General features: G+C 72.8%; 15 protein-coding genes and 1 pseudogene. 8 read left to right on the top strand and 8 right to left on the bottom strand.

Translation table 11 applies throughout. The features are described 5' to 3' along the window. A pseudogene (locus tag AB0M46_RS46995) lies at window positions 1-88 on the bottom strand (DUF5926 family protein); the annotation flags it as partial. Window positions 89-129: 41 nt separating this feature from the next. Here AB0M46_RS46995 and AB0M46_RS47000 point away from each other — a divergent pair. Continuing rightward, window positions 130-426 carry a hypothetical protein gene (locus AB0M46_RS47000; RefSeq protein ID WP_363347406.1) on the top strand — a complete coding sequence of 99 codons (297 nt, stop codon included), beginning with the start codon at window positions 130-132 and terminating at the stop codon, window positions 424-426. Window positions 427-713: 287 nt separating this feature from the next. On the opposite strand, the gene AB0M46_RS47005 is transcribed toward AB0M46_RS47000, so the two are convergent. From AB0M46_RS47005 to AB0M46_RS47025, 5 genes are all read right to left on the bottom strand, one after another. After that, window positions 714-1,211: a potassium transporter TrkA gene (locus tag AB0M46_RS47005; RefSeq protein ID WP_363347408.1), complete on the bottom strand. Its 498-nt coding sequence runs from the start codon at window positions 1,209-1,211 to the stop codon at window positions 714-716. Between the two features lie 20 nt (window positions 1,212-1,231). Further along, complete coding sequence (locus AB0M46_RS47010; protein ID WP_363347410.1) at window positions 1,232-2,518, bottom strand: ArsB/NhaD family transporter; 1,287 nt, start codon at window positions 2,516-2,518, stop codon at window positions 1,232-1,234. A gap of 133 nt (window positions 2,519-2,651) precedes the next feature. Next, a complete protein-coding gene (locus AB0M46_RS47015) occupies window positions 2,652-2,972 on the bottom strand; it encodes a hypothetical protein (protein ID WP_363347412.1) in 321 nt (106 codons plus the stop codon). An 87-nt stretch (window positions 2,973-3,059) separates the two neighbouring features. Then, the gene (locus AB0M46_RS47020; RefSeq protein WP_363347414.1) at window positions 3,060-4,253 is read right to left on the bottom strand and encodes a S8 family serine peptidase; all 1,194 of its coding nucleotides are present in this window, start codon (window positions 4,251-4,253) and stop codon (window positions 3,060-3,062) included. A gap of 42 nt (window positions 4,254-4,295) precedes the next feature. Continuing rightward, window positions 4,296-6,236 carry an EAL domain-containing protein gene (locus AB0M46_RS47025; protein WP_363347416.1) on the bottom strand — a complete coding sequence of 647 codons (1,941 nt, stop codon included), beginning with the start codon at window positions 6,234-6,236 and terminating at the stop codon, window positions 4,296-4,298. Window positions 6,237-6,558: 322 nt separating this feature from the next. On the opposite strand from AB0M46_RS47025, the gene AB0M46_RS47030 reads away from it, so the two are divergent. From AB0M46_RS47030 to AB0M46_RS47050, 5 genes are all read left to right on the top strand, one after another. Continuing rightward, the gene (locus AB0M46_RS47030) at window positions 6,559-7,596 is read left to right on the top strand and encodes an aminoglycoside phosphotransferase family protein (protein WP_363347418.1); all 1,038 of its coding nucleotides are present in this window, start codon (window positions 6,559-6,561) and stop codon (window positions 7,594-7,596) included. Between the two features lie 204 nt (window positions 7,597-7,800). Beyond that, complete coding sequence (locus tag AB0M46_RS47035; RefSeq protein ID WP_363347420.1) at window positions 7,801-12,384, top strand: LamG-like jellyroll fold domain-containing protein; 4,584 nt, start codon at window positions 7,801-7,803, stop codon at window positions 12,382-12,384. Window positions 12,385-12,402: 18 nt separating this feature from the next. Next, a complete protein-coding gene (locus AB0M46_RS47040) occupies window positions 12,403-13,896 on the top strand; it encodes a phospholipid carrier-dependent glycosyltransferase (RefSeq protein ID WP_363347422.1) in 1,494 nt (497 codons plus the stop codon). A 141-nt stretch (window positions 13,897-14,037) separates the two neighbouring features. Further along, window positions 14,038-14,862: a helix-turn-helix transcriptional regulator gene (locus tag AB0M46_RS47045; protein ID WP_363347424.1), complete on the top strand. Its 825-nt coding sequence runs from the start codon at window positions 14,038-14,040 to the stop codon at window positions 14,860-14,862. A gap of 28 nt (window positions 14,863-14,890) precedes the next feature. Beyond that, a complete protein-coding gene (locus AB0M46_RS47050; RefSeq protein WP_363347426.1) occupies window positions 14,891-15,706 on the top strand; it encodes an SAM-dependent methyltransferase in 816 nt (271 codons plus the stop codon). A 13-nt stretch (window positions 15,707-15,719) separates the two neighbouring features. Here the strand turns inward: AB0M46_RS47050 and AB0M46_RS47055 are convergent, their stop codons facing one another. Next, a complete protein-coding gene (locus tag AB0M46_RS47055; RefSeq protein WP_363347428.1) occupies window positions 15,720-15,929 on the bottom strand; it encodes a DUF397 domain-containing protein in 210 nt (69 codons plus the stop codon). 283 nt (window positions 15,930-16,212) lie between these two features. Between AB0M46_RS47055 and AB0M46_RS47060 the strand changes: the two genes are divergently transcribed. Continuing rightward, the gene (locus AB0M46_RS47060) at window positions 16,213-16,827 is read left to right on the top strand and encodes a GGDEF domain-containing protein (protein ID WP_363347430.1); all 615 of its coding nucleotides are present in this window, start codon (window positions 16,213-16,215) and stop codon (window positions 16,825-16,827) included. On the opposite strand, the gene AB0M46_RS47065 is transcribed toward AB0M46_RS47060, so the two are convergent. Then, complete coding sequence (locus AB0M46_RS47065) at window positions 16,800-17,774, bottom strand: LysR family transcriptional regulator (protein ID WP_363347432.1); 975 nt, start codon at window positions 17,772-17,774, stop codon at window positions 16,800-16,802. The two genes, AB0M46_RS47060 and AB0M46_RS47065, sit on opposite strands and share 28 nt — an antisense overlap. 71 nt (window positions 17,775-17,845) lie before the next feature. Here AB0M46_RS47065 and AB0M46_RS47070 point away from each other — a divergent pair, with 71 nt between their 5' ends. Beyond that, window positions 17,846-18,916, top strand: coding sequence for a C4-dicarboxylate ABC transporter (locus tag AB0M46_RS47070; protein WP_363347434.1), 1,071 nt, complete (start codon window positions 17,846-17,848; stop codon window positions 18,914-18,916). Window positions 18,917-19,057: the final 141 nt, after the last annotated feature.

Below are 19,057 nucleotides of genomic sequence, written 5' to 3' on the forward strand. Positions count from 1 at the left end.
GGCCGTGGGCCCGGAACATGCCGGCGAACTTGGTGTTGTCCCCGAGCAGCAGGCCACCGCCGGCCGCGAGCCGGGACAAGGCGTCCAGCGGAGGTCGCCGTCTACACCGCCGTCACCTGGGCGGCGTTCGTGGTCGAGAGCGTCGACGACCGCGCCCGCGCCCGCTCGACCCTCGGCGGCGTGACCGCGCTCGCCGTGACCGCGCTCGCCGGCTGGTGGCTCATCCCGGCCGGCGGCGCGACCGGCGCGGTGCTGGCCCTCGTCGCCGGGCTCGCGGTGCGCGGGCCGCTGCTCCCCCGGGTCCGGCCGGCCAGCGGGCCGGCGGCCGAGGAGATGCCGAACCCGCAGCTGTCCCCGGGCGCCGAGGCGGGCCGGCCGGACGACCCGCAGCGCCGCGCCGGCGACCAGCGCCGCCCGGTCCCATGAAGCGCCGACCGGCGGCTGCGGGCCGGCATCAGCTCGCGCCGACCCCGAAGGAGCCGGCCCCGGCGGCGTGGACCCGCCCACCGACCCGGCGCTCGCCCCGGCGCCGCCGACCGGGCGCGACGCCGGCCGCCGGCCGCCGACCGGCGCACCGTGGCCGCACCGTGCCCGGCCGCCGACCCGCACACCGTGGCCGAGCCGCCGACCGGCACACCGTGGCCGAGCCGCAGACCCGCACACCGTGGCCGGCCTCGAGCGGGCCGCCGGCCCGCTCGAGGCAAGCCCGACGGTCACATGTCGGCTCGCGACGGCGGACCGTCCGTCGGATGCTCCCACAACAGCGCGTCGAGCACCGCGAGGACCGCGTCGCGGTGACCGACGAGGACGACGACGTCGCCGACCCGGCACCGTGACGACGCCTCGGCCGGCACGACCCGGTCGTCGCGGACGACCGCGGCGAGCACCCCCTCGCCGGCTGCGACGGGCCGGTGCAGCCAGGGCGAGCCGTCGCCGACGAGCATCTGCATGACGACGACGCCCGCGGCGAGGTGCTCGAGGCGGGCGCAGTGCACGGAAGGGCCGGCGGCCTGCAGTACCTCGGTGAGGGTGCTCGCCTCCTGCGAGGTGAGCACGGCCCCGATGCGGCCGGCGTCCGGGTCGGCCGCGTCGTAGACGACGAGCTCGCGGCGGCCGTCGCGGTGCCGGATGACACCGATGCGGCGGCCGTTGTGCAGCTGCAGCATGTGCAGCGTGCCGATGCCGGGCAGCGCGGTGCGGGTGGTGGACATGGTTCCTCCTTCGACGGCCGTCATGAGAAGTACCGCAGCCAGACGTAACCCCACGCGATGACGGTCGTCATCACCGTGACGACGATGCCGTACCGCGTGAACTGCCAGAAGCTGATGGGCTGACCGGCACGGGCCGCGATGCCGAGCACCACGACGTTCGCGCTGGCCGCCACGGCGGTTCCGTTGCCGCCGAGGTCGGCGCCGAGCGCGAAGGCCCACCACAGTGAGCGGCCCGTCTCCGGGTCGGAGGTGGTCGCCACGATGTCCTCGACGATCGGAGCCATCGTCGCGACGTACGGGATGTTGTCGAAGAATGCGCCGAGCACGGCCGAGCCGAACAGCAGCCCGGTCGCGGCGACGAAGTAGTTGTCACCGACCTGGCCGGTGGCCCACGTGCCGAGGCGGTGGATGACGCCGGTCTCCACCAGGCCGCCGACCATGACGAACAGGCCCATGAAGAACACCAGGGTCGACCACTCGACCTCCTCGAGGTACTTCTCCGTCTCCACCCGGGACACGAGGACCATGAGGCCGGCGCCGAGCAGCGCGACGATGGCCGGATCGACGTGGATGACCGCGTGGAGGGCGAAGCCGGCGACGACGAGGCCGAGCACCGCCAGGCAGCGGACGAGCAGCCGCCGGTCGGTGATGGCGGCCCGCTCGTCGAGGGCCATGATCTCGGCGACGCGCTCCGGGTGGTACTCGAACCGCCGGCGGAACATCACCCACGACAGCAGGACGAAGAGCACGAAGAGCACCGCGACGATCGGCGCCATGTGGATGACGAAGTCGTTGAAGGTCAGCCCGGCCCGGCTGCCGATGATGATGTTCGGCGGGTCGCCGATGAGCGTCGCCGCCCCGCCGATGTTGGACGCCAGCGCCTCGGCGATCAGGTACGGCGGTGCCGGGATGCCCAGCCGGCGGCACACCAGGACGGTGACCGGGGCGACGAGCATGATGGTGGTGACGTTGTCCAGGAACGGGGATGCCACGGCCGTGATGGCCATGAGCATCACCAGCAGCCGGTACGGCCGGCCCCGGGACCGTTTCGCGGCCCAGATCGCGAGAAACTCGAACAGGCCGGTCTGCTTGATGACCCCAACGATGATCATCATGCCGAGCAGCAGGAAGATCACGTTCCAGTCGATGCCGGCGTGCTCGGAGAAGAACACGTCCTGGCCGGGCACGAGCCCGAGCAGCGCCATCAGGCCGGCCGCGGTGAGCGCGACGGCAACGCGATGGACCTTTTCGGTGGCGATGAGGACGAACGCGATCGTGAAGATCACGATCGCGGCGAGGGCGCTCACGGCGACCCTGGCGGCGCGTGCTGGGCAGCGGCGGGCGCCTCGGGCAGGTTTCTGGGCAGGTTTCTGGGCAGCGTGCAGCGTGACATGACGGATGTACCTCCTGAGAAGCGAAGAGCGGTGACGTGTGTCCTGCTCAGGAGGTTGGTGGCCCGCGGCAGCCGGCCGGTTCGCCGAACCACGCCGGGCGCGGGGAGTTGCCGGTCCGGCCGACGGTACCGACGAGGCCGGACGGGCCGGTGCCCGGCGCGACCTCGGCACCGACGGCAAGGGGCGCGGTCGCGTCGCGGTTCGGGACGTGGACGGCGCCGTGGACCGTGGCAACGTGCCCGACCCGGGCGACCTGGAACGCGTCCCCCGGCGTCAGGTGCTCCGCCTGGGACAGGCCGAGCAGCAGCGCGCAGACGACGAACACGAGCACGGCGGCGACGGCGCGCGACACGGCCTGCAGGCGCACCGCCACCACCTCCCGCCGCTCGATGAGTCGTAAAGGCTACCAGGTCACCGGCAGCAACCCCGCATCGAGTCCACAATGGACGGACGATCAGGGATGGTGGACATGCGCCCGGTCGCCCTGCGACGACACGGCGACGGGGCCGGCCCGGCGGCGCCGCCGCGACCGCCGGATCAGCAGCACGGCCCCGACGACCAGCGCGACCGGCGAGGCGCAGATCAGCGTGATCGTCGTGACGAGCAGCGTGCGGTACCAGAACTTGCTCTTCTTCGGCCCGGCCGGCGCCGGCGCCGCCGATTGCGACGCGCCGGCGGACGGCGCGGCCCGCGGCGGGACGTTCGCCGCGAGGGCCTGCACCGGGTCGACGAGACCGTAACCGTAGGCGTCGTCGAGGCCGGGCCTGCCGCGGTCCTCGGCCGAGTCCCGCAGCCGCTGCAGCACACCGGCCGGGGTCGTCGACGGGTACTTCGCCATGATCAGCGCCGCCACCCCGGCCACGTAGGCGGCCGCGTGCACGGTGCTCGACCCGGTCTCGTACCTGCCGCGCAGGGTCGCCGCGACGATGTCCACGCCGGGCGCGACGACGGTCAGCGGCGAGGCGAAGTCGCCCTCCGGCGACACCCCCGGGTCGACGTTGCCGTCCCGGCCGGCCACCCCGACCGCGACCACGCCCTTGTAGCGGGCCGGCCACACGATGCTGCGGTTGTCGGACACCTTGCCCGACGCGGCCACCACGATCGCGCCCTTGGTCCACGCGTAGCCGATCGCCTTGAGCAGGTTGTCGGAGTCCGACAGGCTGTAGGCCACGCAGATCACCTTGGCCCCGGCGTCGGTCGCCGCCATGATGCCGTCCGCGAGCCGGTCCGGCTGGCCGAACACCACCTGGTCGCCGAGGCGCACCGGCAGGATCTTCGCCTTCGGCGCGATGCCCAGAACGCCGTCGCGGCCCCCCGCGCCGTGGCCGTGCCCGGCGATGATCGACGCCATCCCGGTGCCGATGCCGGCCATGTCGCTCGTCGGCCCGGACTTGCTGTCGGTGTTGATGCCCTTGAGCACGCTGCCGGTCAGGTCGGGATGGTTCGGGTCCACGCCGGTGTTGATGACCGCGACCGTGACCCCCTCCCCCTGGCTGATCTGCGCCAGCCGGCCGGCCTGCAGCAGGCCCAGCGCCCACTGCTGGTCGCGGGTCGGGTCGGCGGCCGCGGGCGCGGCAAACACCAGCGCGAGCACGGCGCCGCACGCGACGGTTGCCAAGGATCGGGCCAGCCGGGGTCGAGTTCGCACCGCGCCACGGTATGGGAACCCGCCGGTTCGCGCTGCCCCCGCTCAGGGCGCCGCCGCGGCCAGCCGGCGGGCCCGCAGCCACTCCTCCAGCTGCGCGGCCGGCATCGGGCGCGCGTAGTGGTACCCCTGCGCGATGTCGCAACCGAGCTCGTACAGCGCCACCGCGTGCGCGTCCGCCTCGACGCCCTCCGCGACCACCGTCATGCCGAGGTTGTGCCCGAGCTCGATCGCCCCCCGCACCAGCACCGCGTCGTCGTGGTCGACGTCCATGTGCTGCACGAACGTCCGGTCCACCTTCAACTCGTCGACCGGCAGCTGCTTGAGGTACGCCATCGAGGAGTAGCCGGTGCCGTAGTCGTCGATGGACAGGTGCACGCCGAGGTCGTGCAGCTGCCGCAGGGTCGCCGTCGCCTGCGCCGGGTTCGCCATCACCGCCGACTCGGTGACCTCCAGCCGCAGCAGGTTCGCCGACACCCGGCAGTCGCCGAGCATCCGGGTCACGTGCTCGACCAGGTTCGGATCGAGCAGGCAGCGCGGCGACAGGTTCACCGCCACCGGCACCTCCCGCCCGCCGTCCAGCCACGCCCGCGCCTGCGCGAGGGCGTGGCGCAGCACGTACAGCGTCAACCGGTTGATGAGCCCGGTCGTCTCTGCCACCGGGACGAAGTCGTTCGGCGCGATCGGCCCGCGGACCGGGTGCTGCCAGCGGACCAGCGCCTCCACGCCGCTGAGCTCGTCGTCGGCCAGGCGCACCTTCGGCTGGTAGGCCAGGGTGATCTGGTCCTCGCTCTCCAGCGCCCGGCGCAGGTCCCCGAGCAGCAGCAGCCGGCTGCTGTCATCGGCGTGCATCGCCGGGCGATAGGCGACTGTGCCCGTCTTGGCGTCCTTCGCCGTGTACATCGCGATGTCCGCGCAGCGCAGCAGCTCGTCGGCGCCGGTGGCGTCCGCGGGCGCGCTCGCCACGCCGATGCTCGCCTCGATGTCGACCGTCACGTCGCCCAGGTCGAAACTGCGGTGCAGCTCGGCCTGGACCCGCTGGGCCAGCCGTACCGCGTCCTCACTGCCGGTCCCCGGCAGCAGGATCGCGAACTCGTCCCCGGCCAGCCGGGCGACGGTGTCGGCAGCCCGGACCGCCGCGCTCGCGCGCCCGGCCACCTGCCGCAGCAGCTCGTCGCCGTAACGGTGGCCCAGGGCGTCGTTGACCTCCTTGAACCGGTCCAGGTCCAGCATGAGCACGGACGGCCCGGCCTCCCCCGGTGTGGCCAGCGCCTCCGCGGTGCGGGTGGTGAACACGCTGCGGTTCGGCAGCCCGGTCAGCGCGTCGTGGGTGGCCCGGTGCGCGCTCTCGGTCGCCTGGCGCATCAGCCGCCGCTGGTAGCCCACCGCCACCACGCTGAACACCACGATCAGCGCCAGGCCGGCCGCGAACGTGCACAGAGTCGCGACGAACACCACCTGCTCGACCCGGTTCAGCCGCGCGTTGGCCCGCCCGGCCGCCGCCGTGTGCTCCGCGGTCGCCTGCTGCAGCAGGTAGTCGATGCGCACCGACGTGGGCTGCACCTCGTCCATGTCGATGCGCCGGACCACCGCCTGGTCCCCCTGGTCGACCACCGCGAACAGCCGGCCGACGGCATCGAGGTAGCGCTGCTGCAGGGTCTGGATGAGCTCGACGAGCGACAGGTCGCGGGCATTGCCGCGCTCGCGGATGAGCCTCAGCGCCGACTGCAGCCGCTGGGCCGCCACCGCGTGCTGTCCGCGGGCGTTGCTCTCCGGCTCCAGGCGGTACAGCTGCTCGGCGATCTCCTCGAGCCCCACCGCCTCGTGGGCGAGGTGGTACGCCTCGGCCACGGTCGAGGCGCTCTGCGCCGCGCGGGCCGCGTCGCGGGTCGCCACCGTGCCGAACACGCTCACGCCGGTGAGCGCGAGCAGCACCGCGGCCAGCCCGACCAGCGCGATGCGCCGCTTGATCTGCGATCGAGGCACCGACGCTCCCGTCCACCGGCCTGCCCAGCAATACCGCTACCGTCGGCACGGGTGGACGCGCGTTGACCGTCCGCGTGGTTGCGGTCCGGTTGCGGCTCAGGACTCGGCGAGGTCCTCCGCATGGTCGGTGACCTCGGCGAGCAGCCCGTCGCCGTCGAACTCCTCGGCCCCCGCATAGGGGTCATAGCTGTCGATCTCGTCCATGCCCGCGACGGTACGGCCGGAGCTCGTTCGCCCGGCTCCCGGTTTCGTGCCGTCTCCGTCACGGCCCGTTTTCGCGTCCTAGGAAACTAGGCTGACACCTTCCCGGTACGGTATGCCGGTGATCGACGCCATCGAGGAAGCGTTGCGGGAGGCCTGCCCTGGCCTGCGGATCGACGCGATACGCCGGCTCGACGCCGGCTACACCAGCCGCCAGTGGGTCGCCGACACCGACGAGGGCCCGCTGCTGGCCAAGACCCCGGTCCGCGACAAGGACCCGGAGCACCTGCGCGGCCTGATCGCCACGACCCGCCGGGCCGCGGAGGGCGGCGTGCCGGTGGTCCGCTACCGCGCCTTCGCCCCGTACAGCGCGCCGCTGGACGGCCCGCTGATCGTCCAGGAGTACCAGCACGGCGTGCCGGCCGACGCCGCCTGGGAGTCCATGTCCCCGCCGGAGCGCCTGGCCTTCGCCGCCGAGCTGGGCGAGCTGGTGGGCCGGGTCCACTCGTGCACCGGCGAATGGTTCGGCGACGTGCTGGGCCGCACCCGCCACGCCGACGCCGCGACGTCCCTGCACGCCCTGATCGACTCCCGGCTGGCCAAAGCCCCGCACGACCTGATCGGCGCCGGCAACGAGCGGCGTGCCCAGGCCCCCCACGACCAGACCGGCACCGGCAACGAACGGCCCACCCAGGCCCCCCACGACCCGGCCGGGACCGGCAGCGAGCCGCGGGCCGGCGCCCCGCACGACCTGGCCGGCGCGGGCAACGAGCGGCTGGCGGCGGCCCTGCACCGGGCGGTGGACCGCCTTGCCCACGACGACCCGCCCGTCCTGACCCACGGCGACCTGTGGCGCCCGAACCTGATCATGCGCGACGGCCGGATCGCGTGCCTGCTGGACTTCGAGCACGGCCGCTACGCCGACCGTTTCCTGGACTTCGGCAAGCTCGACGAGCACATCTTCACGGCGTTCCCGGAGGGCCGCGAACCGTTCCTGACCGCCTACGCCGCGCGGTGCCCGCTGCCGGACGACTGGCCGGAGCGGGTCCGCCTGGCCCACCTGCTGCACGCGCTGTCCATGGCCGTGTACTTCCTGCGGTGGAGCCCGCACCTGGCCCCCGAGTACGTCGACATCCTCGACGCCTGGCTCGCGTCGTAACGGCGACCGGAAACGATCAGCCGGCCAGGCCCCCACCGGGAAATCCCCAGCGAGGAGCGCGTGACGGAAAGCCGACCCGTGCCAGATGCCCCGAAAACGGTCGCAAACTCACGTATTGCCATGCGTCGCCATTCGTTCGGTTGATTCCGGCCGAGCCGGAACGGTGCCTATATTGCGCGCCAATCGACGGCGGAGGTTGTGGCCATGGTGGTGTCCAGAAAGCGCAGGAACCGGGCGATCGGCGTGATCGCCGGGCTGCTGCTGGGCCTGTTCGTCGTCGTCTCGCAGCCCGCCCCGGCCGTGGCCGACACCTTCGCCAGCCCCGGGTTCACCACCGAGGTGGTCGCCACCGTCGACAAGTACACGCTGGTCGGCGAGGCCTTCGCCCCCGACGGGCGGCTGTTCGTGTGGACCAAGCCCGGCGTGGTGTGGGTGGTGAAGAACGGCTCGGTCCTGCCGACCCCGTTCCTGAACCTGACCGGCAAGGTGAACACCTACGACGACCGGGGGCTGTGGGGCTTCACGTTCGACCCGGACTTCGTCACCAACGGTTACGTCTACCTGACGTACGTCTACGAGAACACCAGCAACCCGAACGACCCCGGCGCCAAGACGTCCCGCCTGGTCCGGGTGACCGCCGACCCGGCCAACCCCGACCGCGCGCTGGCCGGCAGCGAGACGGTGATCCTGGGCTCGGTCGGCACCGCCCCGTGCAGCGCCCAGCCCACCGGCGCCGACTGCATCCCGGCCGACGGCAGCAGCCACACCATCGGGGCGCTGCAGTTCGGCCCCGACGGCAAGCTGTTCGTGGGCAACGGCGACGCCGACGACGCCAACAAGGCCGACCCGCTCGCCCTCGGGGCGCAGGACCTCAACAGCTACCGCGGCAAGATCCTGCGCATCAACAAGGACGGCACCGCGCCCGCCGACAACCCGTTCTACGACGGCACGAACAGCGTCAAGTCCAAGGTGTACCTCTACGGCGTGCGCAACCCGTTCCGGTTCGCGCTGCAGCCGGGCACGAACCACATCTGGTTCGGCGACGTCGGCTGGAACACGTGGGAGGAGATCAACGACGGCGTGCCCGGGGCCAACTACGGCTGGCCGTGCTACGAGGGCAACAACGTGCAGGGCTCCTTCCAGCAGCTGTACACCCTGTGCCAGAACCTGCCGGCGTCGGCGGTCACCGCGCCGTACCACACCTACAACCACACGGTGGGCACCGCCGCGATCGGCGGGCCGTTCTACACCGGCGGCGTCTACCCGGCGCAGTTCCAGAACAACTACTTCTTCGCCGACTACTCGGGCAACTTCATCAAGCGGGTCGTGTTCGACGCCAACCACAACCCGATCGGCGTGCAGCCCTTCGCCACCAACGTCGAGGCACCGGTCTCGCTGGCCGTGGCGCCCGACGGGATGATCTACTACCTGTCGTTCACGACCGGGCAGATCCGCCGCATCCGGTTCAACGGCCCGTCGGCGACCGCCTCGGCGAGCCCGCAGTCCGGCTACTCGCCGCTGACGGTCCAGTTCTCCAGCGCCGGTTCGGTCGACGCCGGCGGGGCGAGCCTGTCGTACCTCTGGGACTTCGGCGACGGCGTCACGTCCACGGCGGCGAACCCGAGCCACACGTACACCGCGACGGGTGTGCAGACGTTCCTGGCCAAGCTGACCGTGACCGGCAGCGCCGGGCTCACGTCGGTGGCGACCACGACCGTCACCGTCGGCAGCGCTCCCCCGGTGCCGACGATCAGCGCGCCGCTGAACAACACGACGGTGCAGCCCGGGCAGACCGTGAACTTCGCCGGCTCGGCCACCGACCCGGACCAGGGCCCGCTGCCGGCCAGCGCGCTGAGCTGGACCGTGCTGCTGCACCACGACACGCACATCCACAGCTTCGTCGGGGGCTCCGGGGCGAGCGGTAGCTTCGTGGTCGACGACCACGGCCCGATCGGCACGTTCTCCTACGAGATCATCCTGACCGCGACGGATGCGAGCGGCCTGCGCTCCAGCACGAGCGTGCTGCTGCCGGTCGGCTCGGACAGCGTCCCGCCGAGCGCGCCCGGCAACCTGACCGCGGCGGTGAACGGCACGCAGGTGGCGCTGAACTGGGCGGCGTCGACGGACAACGTGCTGGTCAGCGGCTACCGGGTGGAGCGCTGCCAGGGCGCCGGCTGCACGAACTACGCGCAGATCGCCACCCCGACCGCGACGACGTTCACCGACACCGGGCTGAGCGCGAACACGACGTACCAGTACCGGGTCGCCGCGGTCGACCCGTCGAGCAACGTCAGCCCGTACTCCAACGTCGCCACGGCGGTGCTCGGCTCGGCGCCGACGCAGCCGGCCGGGCTGGTCGCCGGGTACACGTTCGACGCCGGCGCGACGGACGTGTCCGGCAACGGCAACGACGGGACGATCACCGGCGCGACGGCCACGGCCGGGAAGTACGGCGGCGCCCTGCAGTTCCACGGCGGGACCGACATGGTCAAGGTGCCGTCGTCGGCGTCGCTGAACGCCTCGACCGGGCTGACGATGGCGGCGTGGGTCCAGCCGACCGCGGCCCAGTCGGGCTGGCGGACCATCATGCACAAGGAGACCGACGCCTGGTTCCTCAACGCCGGCAGCGACTCCGGGCCGCTGAAGCCGGCCGGCGGCGTGACCACGGGATCCAGTGACTCCGTGGTGTACGGCACGACGGCGAACCCGCTGAACCAGTGGACCCACGTGGCGCTCACCTACGACGGGGCGAACCTGCGCCTGTACGTCAACGGCACGCTGGTGTCCACCAAGGCCAAGACCGGCACGCTGAAGCAGACGACGGGCCCGCTGTCCATCGGCGGCAACGCGCCCTACGGCGAGTACTTCACCGGCCTCATCGACGAGGCGCGGGTCTACAACCGGGCGCTGAGCGCCACCGAGGTACAGACCATCATGAACTCGCCCCTGACGGCGCCGGTGGCGGACACGACGCCGCCGTCGACGCTCACCGGGCTGACCGCGGCCGCCAACGGCTCCTCGCAGGTGAACCTGTCCTGGCCGGCCGCGACCGACGACGTCGGCGTCTCCGGCTACCAGGTGCAGCGCTGCCTCGGCGCCGGCTGCACGAACTTCGTCCCGGTCGGCACGGTCGGCGCCACGTCGTTCACCGACACCGGGCTGAGCGCGACGACGACGTACGCCTACCGGGTGCGGGCCACCGACGCGGCCGGCAACGTCGGCGGCTTCTCGCCGGTGGCCGAGGCGACGACGGCCGCCGCGGCCGACACCACCCCGCCGAGCGTCCCGGCGAACCTGGCCGCCACGGTCGCCGGCAACACGCAGGTCAACCTGACGTGGAGCGGTTCCACGGACAACGTGGGGGTCGCGGAGTACCGCATCGAGCGCTGCGGCGGCGGCGGCTGCACGAACTTCGCCCAGGTGGCGACGGCGACCACGGCGACGTTCGCGAACACCGGCCTGACCGCCGGGACCACGTACCAGTTCCGGGTCCGGGCGGCCGACGCGGCGGGCAACGTCTCCGGGTACTCGAACGTCGCGACCGCGACGACGACCGCCACGGACACGACCGCCCCGTCGGCGCCGGGCGGCCTGACCGCCACGCCGGCCAGCCCCACGCAGGTCGACCTGTCGTGGACGGCGTCGAGCGACAACGTGGGCGTCGCCGGGTACCGCGTGGAGCGCTGCACCGGCGCCGCCTGCACCACCTGGGCCGAGGTCGCCCAGCCGGCCGGCACCACGTGGTCGGACACCGGGCTGGCGGCGAGCACCGCGTACCGCTACCGGGTCCGGGCCGCCGACGCCGCCGGCAACCTCAGCGCGTACTCGGCGATCGCCACGGCCACGACGCCGGCCCTGCCGGACTCGACCCCGCCGTCGACCCCGGCGTCGCTGACCGCGACGGCGAACGGCACCCAGGTGGCCCTGGCGTGGCCGGCCTCGACCGACAACGTGGGCGTCGCGCAGTACCGCGTCCAGCGCTGCACCGGCGCCGGCTGCACCGACTTCGCCCAGATCGCCACGCCGGCCACCAACGCCTACACGGACACCGCCCCGGCCGCGAACACCACCTACCTGTACCGGGTGGCGGCCGCGGACGCGTCGGGCAACGTGAGCGGCTGGTCGCCGGCGGCCACCGCGACGACGTCGAACGCGCCGACCCAGCCGACCGGGCTGATCGCCGGGTACACCTTCGACGCGGGCAGCGGCGCCTCGGTCGCCGACTCGTCCGGCAACGGCAACACCGGCACGATCACCGGGGCGACGTGGACGGCGGGCAAGTACGGCGGGGCGCTGTCGTTCAACGGCTCCGGCGACCTGGTGAAGATCCCGTCCTCGGCGACGCTGAACCCGACGACCGGCCTGACGATGACCGCGTGGGTGCAGCCGACCGCGGCCCAGTCGGGCTGGCGCACCGTCATGCACAAGGAGACCGACGCCTGGTTCCTCAACGCCGGCAGCGACGCCGGTCCGCTGAAGCCGGCCGGCGGCGTGACCACGGGATCCAGCGACTCCGTGGCGTACGGCACGACCGCCTGCCCGCTCAGCGCGTGGACCCACATCGCGCTCACCTACGACGGGACCAACCTGCGCCTGTACGTCAACGGCACGCTGGTCTCCACCAAGGCCAAGACCGGCACGCTGAAGCAGACCACCGGCCAGCTGTCCATCGGCGGCAACACCCCGTACGGCGAGTACTTCAAGGGCCTCATCGATGAGGCCCGCGTCTACAACCGGGCGCTGACGGCGGCCGAGATCCAGACCGTGATGAATACCCCGCTGTCGTAGCGCACTAGGATTCCACAAATGAACACGGGGGTGCCCGACATCGTGCGGCGGCGGCTCGCCGGTCCCGGCCGGTTCACGTCCGGCTTCTGGCTCGCCGCCGCGCTCGTCACCGGCGTCGGCCTGATCCTGCGGCTGGTCAACCTGACCCGCCCGCGGGAGGTCATGTTCGACGAGGTCTACTACGCCAACGAGGCGCAGGATCTGCTGCAGCACGGCGTGGAGTGGAACCCGGAGGACAACACGCCGCAGTACGTCGTGCACCCCCCGCTGGGCAAGTGGATGATCGGCCTCGGCGAGCAGGTGTTCGGCTACAACGCCTTCGGCTGGCGGATCATGGCCGTGGCGGTCGGCGCGCTGTCGATCCTGCTCGTCACGATGGCCACGTGGCGGCTGCTGCGCTCCACGGTGCTGGCCGCCACCGCGGGCCTGCTGATGGCCCTCGACGGGATGCACTTCGTGCTGTCGCGGGCGGCGCTGCTCGACATCTTCCTCATGTTCTGGATCGTGGTGGCGTTCTGGTTCCTGGTCCTCGACCGGGAGCACCGCCGCCGTCGCTGGCTGCGCCTGCTGGAGGACGGCGCCGACCCGGACAAGCGGCCGAAGCTGGGCGTCCCGTGGTACCGCCTCGCCTGCGCCGTCTCGCTGGGCCTGGCCTGCGGGGTCAAGTGGAGCGGCCTGTGGTACGTCATCCTCGTCGCCGCCATCGTGATCGTCTGCGACCTGAGCGCGCGGCGCAGCGCCGGCGCCCGCCGCTGGCTGAGCGACGGCCTGCCGGAGGCGTTCGGCTGGACGCTGGCCATCCTGGGCCTGGCGGTGCTGGCCTACCTGGGCACCTGGTGGGGCTGGTTCGCCTCCGACAACGGCTACTTCCGCCACTGGTACGCCGAGACCAACGCCCTGCCGCACGACCGCCCCATCGACCCGCTAGTCAACCTGTGGCACTACCACCAGGAGGCCTACGGCTTCCACACCACGCTGGACAAGTCGCACCCGTACCAGTCGTGGCCGTGGCAGTGGCTGCTGCTCGGCCGGCCGGTGCTGTTCTCGTTCGAGCAGACCGGCCCGTGCGGCGCCGCCAGCTGCGCCGACAGCGTCCTGCTGCTGGGCACCCCGCTGCTGTGGTGGTCGTTCCTGCCCGCCCTGTTCGCGCTGGGCTGGCTCGCCATCGCCCGCCGCGACGGGCGCGCCTGGCTCATCATGGCCTTCGCCCTGGCCGGTATCCTGCCGTGGTTCCAGTCGATGCCGGCGCACCGCACCATGTTCTACTTCTACGCCCTGCCCGCCGAACCGTTCCTCGTGCTGGCCGTGGTGTACGTCCTGGGCGCCATCATCGGCCCGCCGCGCAGCGCCGCCCCGGACAGCGACCGCCGCGTCATCGGCGCGGTGATCGCCGGCACCTACGTCCTGCTGGTCGCCGCGTGCTTCGCCTACTTCTACCCCATCTACGCCGGCGAGCCGATCCCCTACGCCGACTGGCTCGCCCGCATGTGGCTGGGCAACCGCTGGATCTGAAGGACCGTTCAGTAACCCGGAAGTCCACAACGGACGGTCGGTGAATTCGGTCCGCGGGCGATATTGACTCCGCAATCGTCAGAGGTATGGTGTCAGCCGGCAGTACCGGTTCGATTTCGCAGCGTGGCGTGGAGGTGGGGCTTGCCGGTCACCGGACAACGGGTCGTGCGCCGTGCGTTGGGCCGCCGGCTGACACGGCTGCGGGCCGCCACCGGCAAGAGCCGGCGCGAGGTCGCGGAGGCCAAGCTCGGCATCTCCGAGCCGACGCTGCACCGCATCGAGACCGGCAAGGTGCCCGTCACGGTCGCCAACGTGCGCGCGCTGTGCTGGTTGTACGGCATCGACGAGAGCATCACCGACGCGCTGTCCGAGCTCGCCCTGGGCACGTCCCAGGAGGAGTGGTGGGACGCCAACCCGGTGATCCCGGACTGGTTCAAGCTGTACGTCGGGCTGGAGGCCAGCGCCAGGCGGATCTGCACCTACGAGGGTGAGGTCGTGCCCGGGGAGTTGCAGACCGAGCAGTACGCCCGCGCGGTCTACGGCGCCGAGCAGGCCGTCGACGACGACGCCGCGGACCGGCACGTGAAGCTGCGGCTGCAGCGGCAGGCCGCGCTGGCCGCCCGCGACCCCCGGCCGCACCTGACGACGGTCCTCGGCGAGGGGGTGCTCACCCGGCAGGTCGGCGGCCCCGCAACCCTCGCCGCGCAGATCGAGCACCTGCGCGAGGCGGCCACGCAGGACCGGGTCGACATCCTGGTGCTGCCCTGGACGGCCGGCGCCCACGCGGCGATGGCCGGGGCGTTTCGCATCATGGACTTCGAGGATCCCGAGGACCCCGACGTGGTCTATCTCGAGTCGCACATCGGCGCGCTGTACCTCGAGGAGGAGGCGGAGGTGGCGGAGTACCGCCGCATCTTCGCCCTGATCTGCGAAGCAGCGGTGCCGATCGCGGATTTCCGGCTCTGATTTCGTCGACACGGGGAGACGGGCGACAATGACCGGCGCGCAGGAACAACCATCGGCGAACGCCCGCAAGGCGGCGACCGCGGCCCGGATGTACGACTACTACCTGGGCGGCATCCACAATTTCCCGGCCGACCGGGAGGCGGCGGAGGCGGTCATCGCCCAGTTCCCGTTCATCCGCGACGCGGCGCGGGCCAACCGCGGGTTCGTCGCCGCCGCCGTGCGCTTCCTGGCGGAGTCGGGCATCGGGCAGTACCTCGACGTGGGCTCCGGCATCCCGACCGTCGACAACGTGCACACCATCGTGCGCGCGGCCCAGCCCGGCGCCCGGGTGGTCTACGTCGACCTGGACCCGGTGGCGGTGGCCGAGGCCCGGGACATCCTGGCCGGCGACCAGCGGGCGGTCGCGGTGCACGGCGACCTGCTGCAGCCCAGGGCGATCCTGGAGCACCCCGAGGTGCACCGGGTCCTCGACCTCGGCCGGCCGGTCGGCCTGGTCCTGGCCGCCGTGCTGCACTTCGTGCCCGACCACGCGACCGCCGAGGCAGTGAGCGCCGAACTGCTGGCCGCGCTGCCGCCGGGTAGCTACCTCGTGGTGTCCCACACCGCCACGGAGAGTTTCGCCACGACCGGCCGCAGCCCGGCGGCGGAGGACGTCTACCAGCGACGCACGGCGACGCCGGGCACGGTGCGCACCCGGGCCGAGGTGGAGCGCCTGTTCGCCGGCCTCGAGCTGGTCGAGCCCGGCGTGGTGTGGGCCCAGCAGTGGGCCCCGGGCGCCGCGGCCGACCGGCCCCAGCCCGCCGGACCGGGCGGGATCTGGGCCGGGGTCGGCCGCAAGCCCTGACGGCGTGCGCTGATCAGTCGGTCAGCAGCCGGTCGAACTCGCCCTTCTTGGCGCCGTCGAGGAAGGAGTCCCACTCCTCGACGGTGAACCGCACCGTGCTCTCGTCCGGCCGCTTGCTGTTGCGGACCTCGATCTGGCCGTCGTTGCGGCGCGCCTCGACGCAACTGCCGCCGTTGCCGGTCGACCGGCTCGACATGATCCATTCGCTATTGCCGGGCGTCATCGTGCTCTCCTTCTGAGGGTACGGCGTCCGGTCACGCTCGGTAGCGAGGGTTGCCTATCTCCGCGCGCAAATTCGGACAAGGTTGTGCATAAGGCCGCAATCGCTCGACCTCATTCATTCGTCGTGAAATTTTTGCGCACTGAGCGTATCCCGATCAAGATCGTTTCCAAAATGTCATCCGGAACTCTTCCTTTGTGAAATCTTGCACCGCGGAAGCCGTCGGGCGATGATACTGATCGAGATGCGCCGCGGGGGCCGTCCACTGTGGTCAGAGAGGGCATCGATGGATATCCTCAGTAAGCTCGACACCGCGACGGGTGCCCGGGCCGCGGAGGAGTCCCCCGAGGACGAGGTCGCCCGGCTGCGGGCCCAGATCGCGAGGCTCGAGGCCGAGCGCGCCGCGTTGCGGTGGGAGAACAACCACGACGAGCTGACCGGGCTGGCCAACCGCCGTCACCTCAACGCCGCCGGCCCCCGGCTGCTCGCCCGCACCGGCCGCTGCGCGGTCGTCGTCCTCGACCTCAACGGCTTCAAGCCCATCAACGACCGCTACGGCCACGCCGCCGGCGACGAGGTGCTACGCACGGTGGCCGGCCGGCTGAGCCGCTGCGTGCGCGACGACCTGGCGGTGCGGCTCAGCGGCGACGAGTTCGCCGCCGTGCTCACCGACGCCCGCACCGGCCCGCAGCCGCGCTGGCCGGCCGCCGTCGAGGCCCTGGCCACCGCCATCACCGAGCCGATGACGATCGACGGGCACAGCCTCTCGGTGACCGCCTCCATCGGCGTGGCCGTCAACGACGGCGAGCCGACCACGATCGCCGAGCTGATCCGGCGGGCCGACCTGGCGATGTACCGGGCCAAGGCCGACCGCTACTGCTCCAACGTCGTCTTTGACTGATCCGGCGCCGCCTGGGACTGATCCGGCGTCGCCTGGGACCGGCTGCGCCGGGCGATGCCCCGCAGGTCGCGCGCCGGGCCGGTCAGCTGCGCGCCGGCCGGCCACACCAGCCGCAGGCTGCGCCGCAGCGGCGGGCCGGACACGGGCACCTCGACCAGCGCCCCCGACGCCAGCTCCCCGGTGACGGCGAGGGAGCTCAGCACCGCCGGTCCGCTCCCGGCGGCCACCGCGTGCTTGATCGCCGTCGTCGACGAGCATTCCAGCATCGGTACCGCCAGAAGCGCACACCCCTGATCGCGCAGCGCCGCCTCGAGGGCCCGGCGCGTCCCCGACTCCGCCTCCCGCGCCACCAGCGGCGTGGCGGCCAGCTCGTCCGCGGTGACGCCGCGCCGCCGCCGGGCCCACGCGTGCCCGGGCGCGACGAGCACCACGAGCCGGTCCTCGGCGACCACCTCCGCCCGCAGCCCCGCCGGCACGTCCGGCCCCTCGACGAAGCCGACCCCGGCCTCCCCGCCCAGCACCGCCGCCGCCACCTGGGTCGAGTTGCCGGCCCGCAGCGCGACCGCCAGCTCGGCATGCACCCGGCGCAGCGCCACCAGCCAGCCCGGCAGCAGGTACTCCGCGACCGTCTGGCTGGCCGCCACCGCCAGCCGGCTGTCCGCGTCGGCCCGCAGCGCCGCCGCCCCCGCGGCCAGCTCCGCGGCGGCGTCCACGGCGCTGCGCGCCCAGTCCACGACGAGCGCCCCCGCCTCGGTGAGCGTCGAGCCGCGCGGCGTGCGGTGCAGCAGCGCCACCCCCAGCTGCCGCTCCAGCTGCCGCAGCCGGGCGCTCGCCGCCGGCTGCGAGATGCGGTGCTCGGCCGCCGCCCGCCCCACGCTGCCGAGCCGCACCACGGACAGCAGCAGGTCGAAGGTGCTCAGGTCACGGACCACCGGCGGCAGGGGCATAACCGCAGATTATGACGTCAGACGGGATCGCCGCCTACCGGCCGGGCCCCGCCGGGTGCAGCGTCATGGCCATGACCGCACTGCTGATCGCCCCGGCCGCAGCCGCGACGACCCGCCCGCAGCCGCCCGCCCGGCTGGGCCCGAACTGGTTCGCCACCGTGATGGGCACCGGCATCGTCGGCACCGCCGCCACGACCCTCCCGCTGCACGCGCCGGCCCTGCGCCCGGCCGCGACCGCGGTATGGGCCCTCGCCGCCGCCCTGCTGGTGGTCCTGAGCGTCACGTGGGTCGCGCAACGCCACCGCCCCGCGGCCGCCGATCAGGTGACGGCCCAGTTCTGGGGCGCCCCGCCGATGGCCGCGCTCACCGTCGGCGGCGGCGCGCTGGTGCTGGGCCTGCCGGCGGCCGTCCCCTTCGACGCCGTCTGCTGGCTCATCGGTACCGCGGGAGGCCTCGCCACCGCCGTCGCCGTCCCCTACCGCATGATGACCGGCCGCCCCGCCGCCCCGGACGCGGCCTTCGGCGGCTGGCTCATGCCGCTGGTCCCGCCGATGGTGTCGGCCGCCAACGCGGCGCTGCTCGCCCCGTACCTGCCCGGTGCCCTGCGCCTCGACCTGGTGCTGGCCGGCTACGCCCTCTTCGGCGTCAGCCTCGCCGCCACCGTGGTCGTGCTGCCCCAGCTGTGGTCGCGGCTCGTCCACCACGGCCCCGGCCCCGCCGCCCTCGCCCCGGCCTGGTGGATCGTCCTCGGCCCGCTCGGCCAGTCGATCACCGCCGCCCACCTGCTCGGCATCGTCGCCCCGACGGCCCTCCCGGCCCCGTACGGCCCCGCCGCCCAGGCCTTCGCCGTCCTCTACGGCCTGCCCACGCTCGGCTTCGCGCTGCTGTGGCTGGCCCTGGCCGCCGCGCTGACGATCCGGGCCGCCCGCCACGGCGGCGTGCCGTTCACGCTGTCCTGGTGGGCGTTCGTGTTCCCGGTCGGCACCCTGGTCACCGGCACCGCGGGGCTCGCCGCCCGCACGCACGCGACCGCCCTGACCGCCCTGGCCGTGGCCCTCTACGCGCTCCTGGTCACGGCCTGGGCCACGGCCGCGACCCGGACGCTGGCGATGGCCGTCCGCGGAATCGGGCAGAAGCCCTGAACGCGATAAGTCGGGCGCTCCGCGCCACGACTTATCGGATTTATACCCTGGCGGTGGTTTCCAGGGGTCGTTGCAACACGGCGTTTCAGTTGGTGGTGAGGAACTGGGCGAGGCGTTCGGCTGGGGTGTCCCAGCCGAGGG

Origin of the sequence: Dactylosporangium sp. NPDC051485 (assembly GCF_040682015.1) — a bacterium.
Lineage (GTDB): Bacteria > Actinomycetota > Actinomycetes > Mycobacteriales > Micromonosporaceae > Dactylosporangium.

Bases quoted from the DNA above. Each gene is read 5' to 3' on its own strand.
- AB0M46_RS47005 (WP_363347408.1), bottom strand. From the start codon at position 1,211: ATGTCCACCACCCGCACCGCGCTGCCCGGCATCGGCACGCTGCACATG.
- AB0M46_RS47035 (WP_363347420.1), top strand. From the start codon at position 7,801: ATGGTGGTGTCCAGAAAGCGCAGGAACCGGGCGATCGGCGTGATCGCC.
- AB0M46_RS47040 (WP_363347422.1), top strand. From the start codon at position 12,403: ATGAACACGGGGGTGCCCGACATCGTGCGGCGGCGGCTCGCCGGTCCC.
- AB0M46_RS47050 (WP_363347426.1), top strand. From the start codon at position 14,891: ATGACCGGCGCGCAGGAACAACCATCGGCGAACGCCCGCAAGGCGGCG.
- AB0M46_RS47055 (WP_363347428.1), bottom strand. From the start codon at position 15,929: ATGACGCCCGGCAATAGCGAATGGATCATGTCGAGCCGGTCGACCGGC.
- AB0M46_RS47060 (WP_363347430.1), top strand. From the start codon at position 16,213: ATGGATATCCTCAGTAAGCTCGACACCGCGACGGGTGCCCGGGCCGCG.
- AB0M46_RS47065 (WP_363347432.1), bottom strand. From the start codon at position 17,774: ATGCCCCTGCCGCCGGTGGTCCGTGACCTGAGCACCTTCGACCTGCTG.
- AB0M46_RS47070 (WP_363347434.1), top strand. From the start codon at position 17,846: ATGACCGCACTGCTGATCGCCCCGGCCGCAGCCGCGACGACCCGCCCG.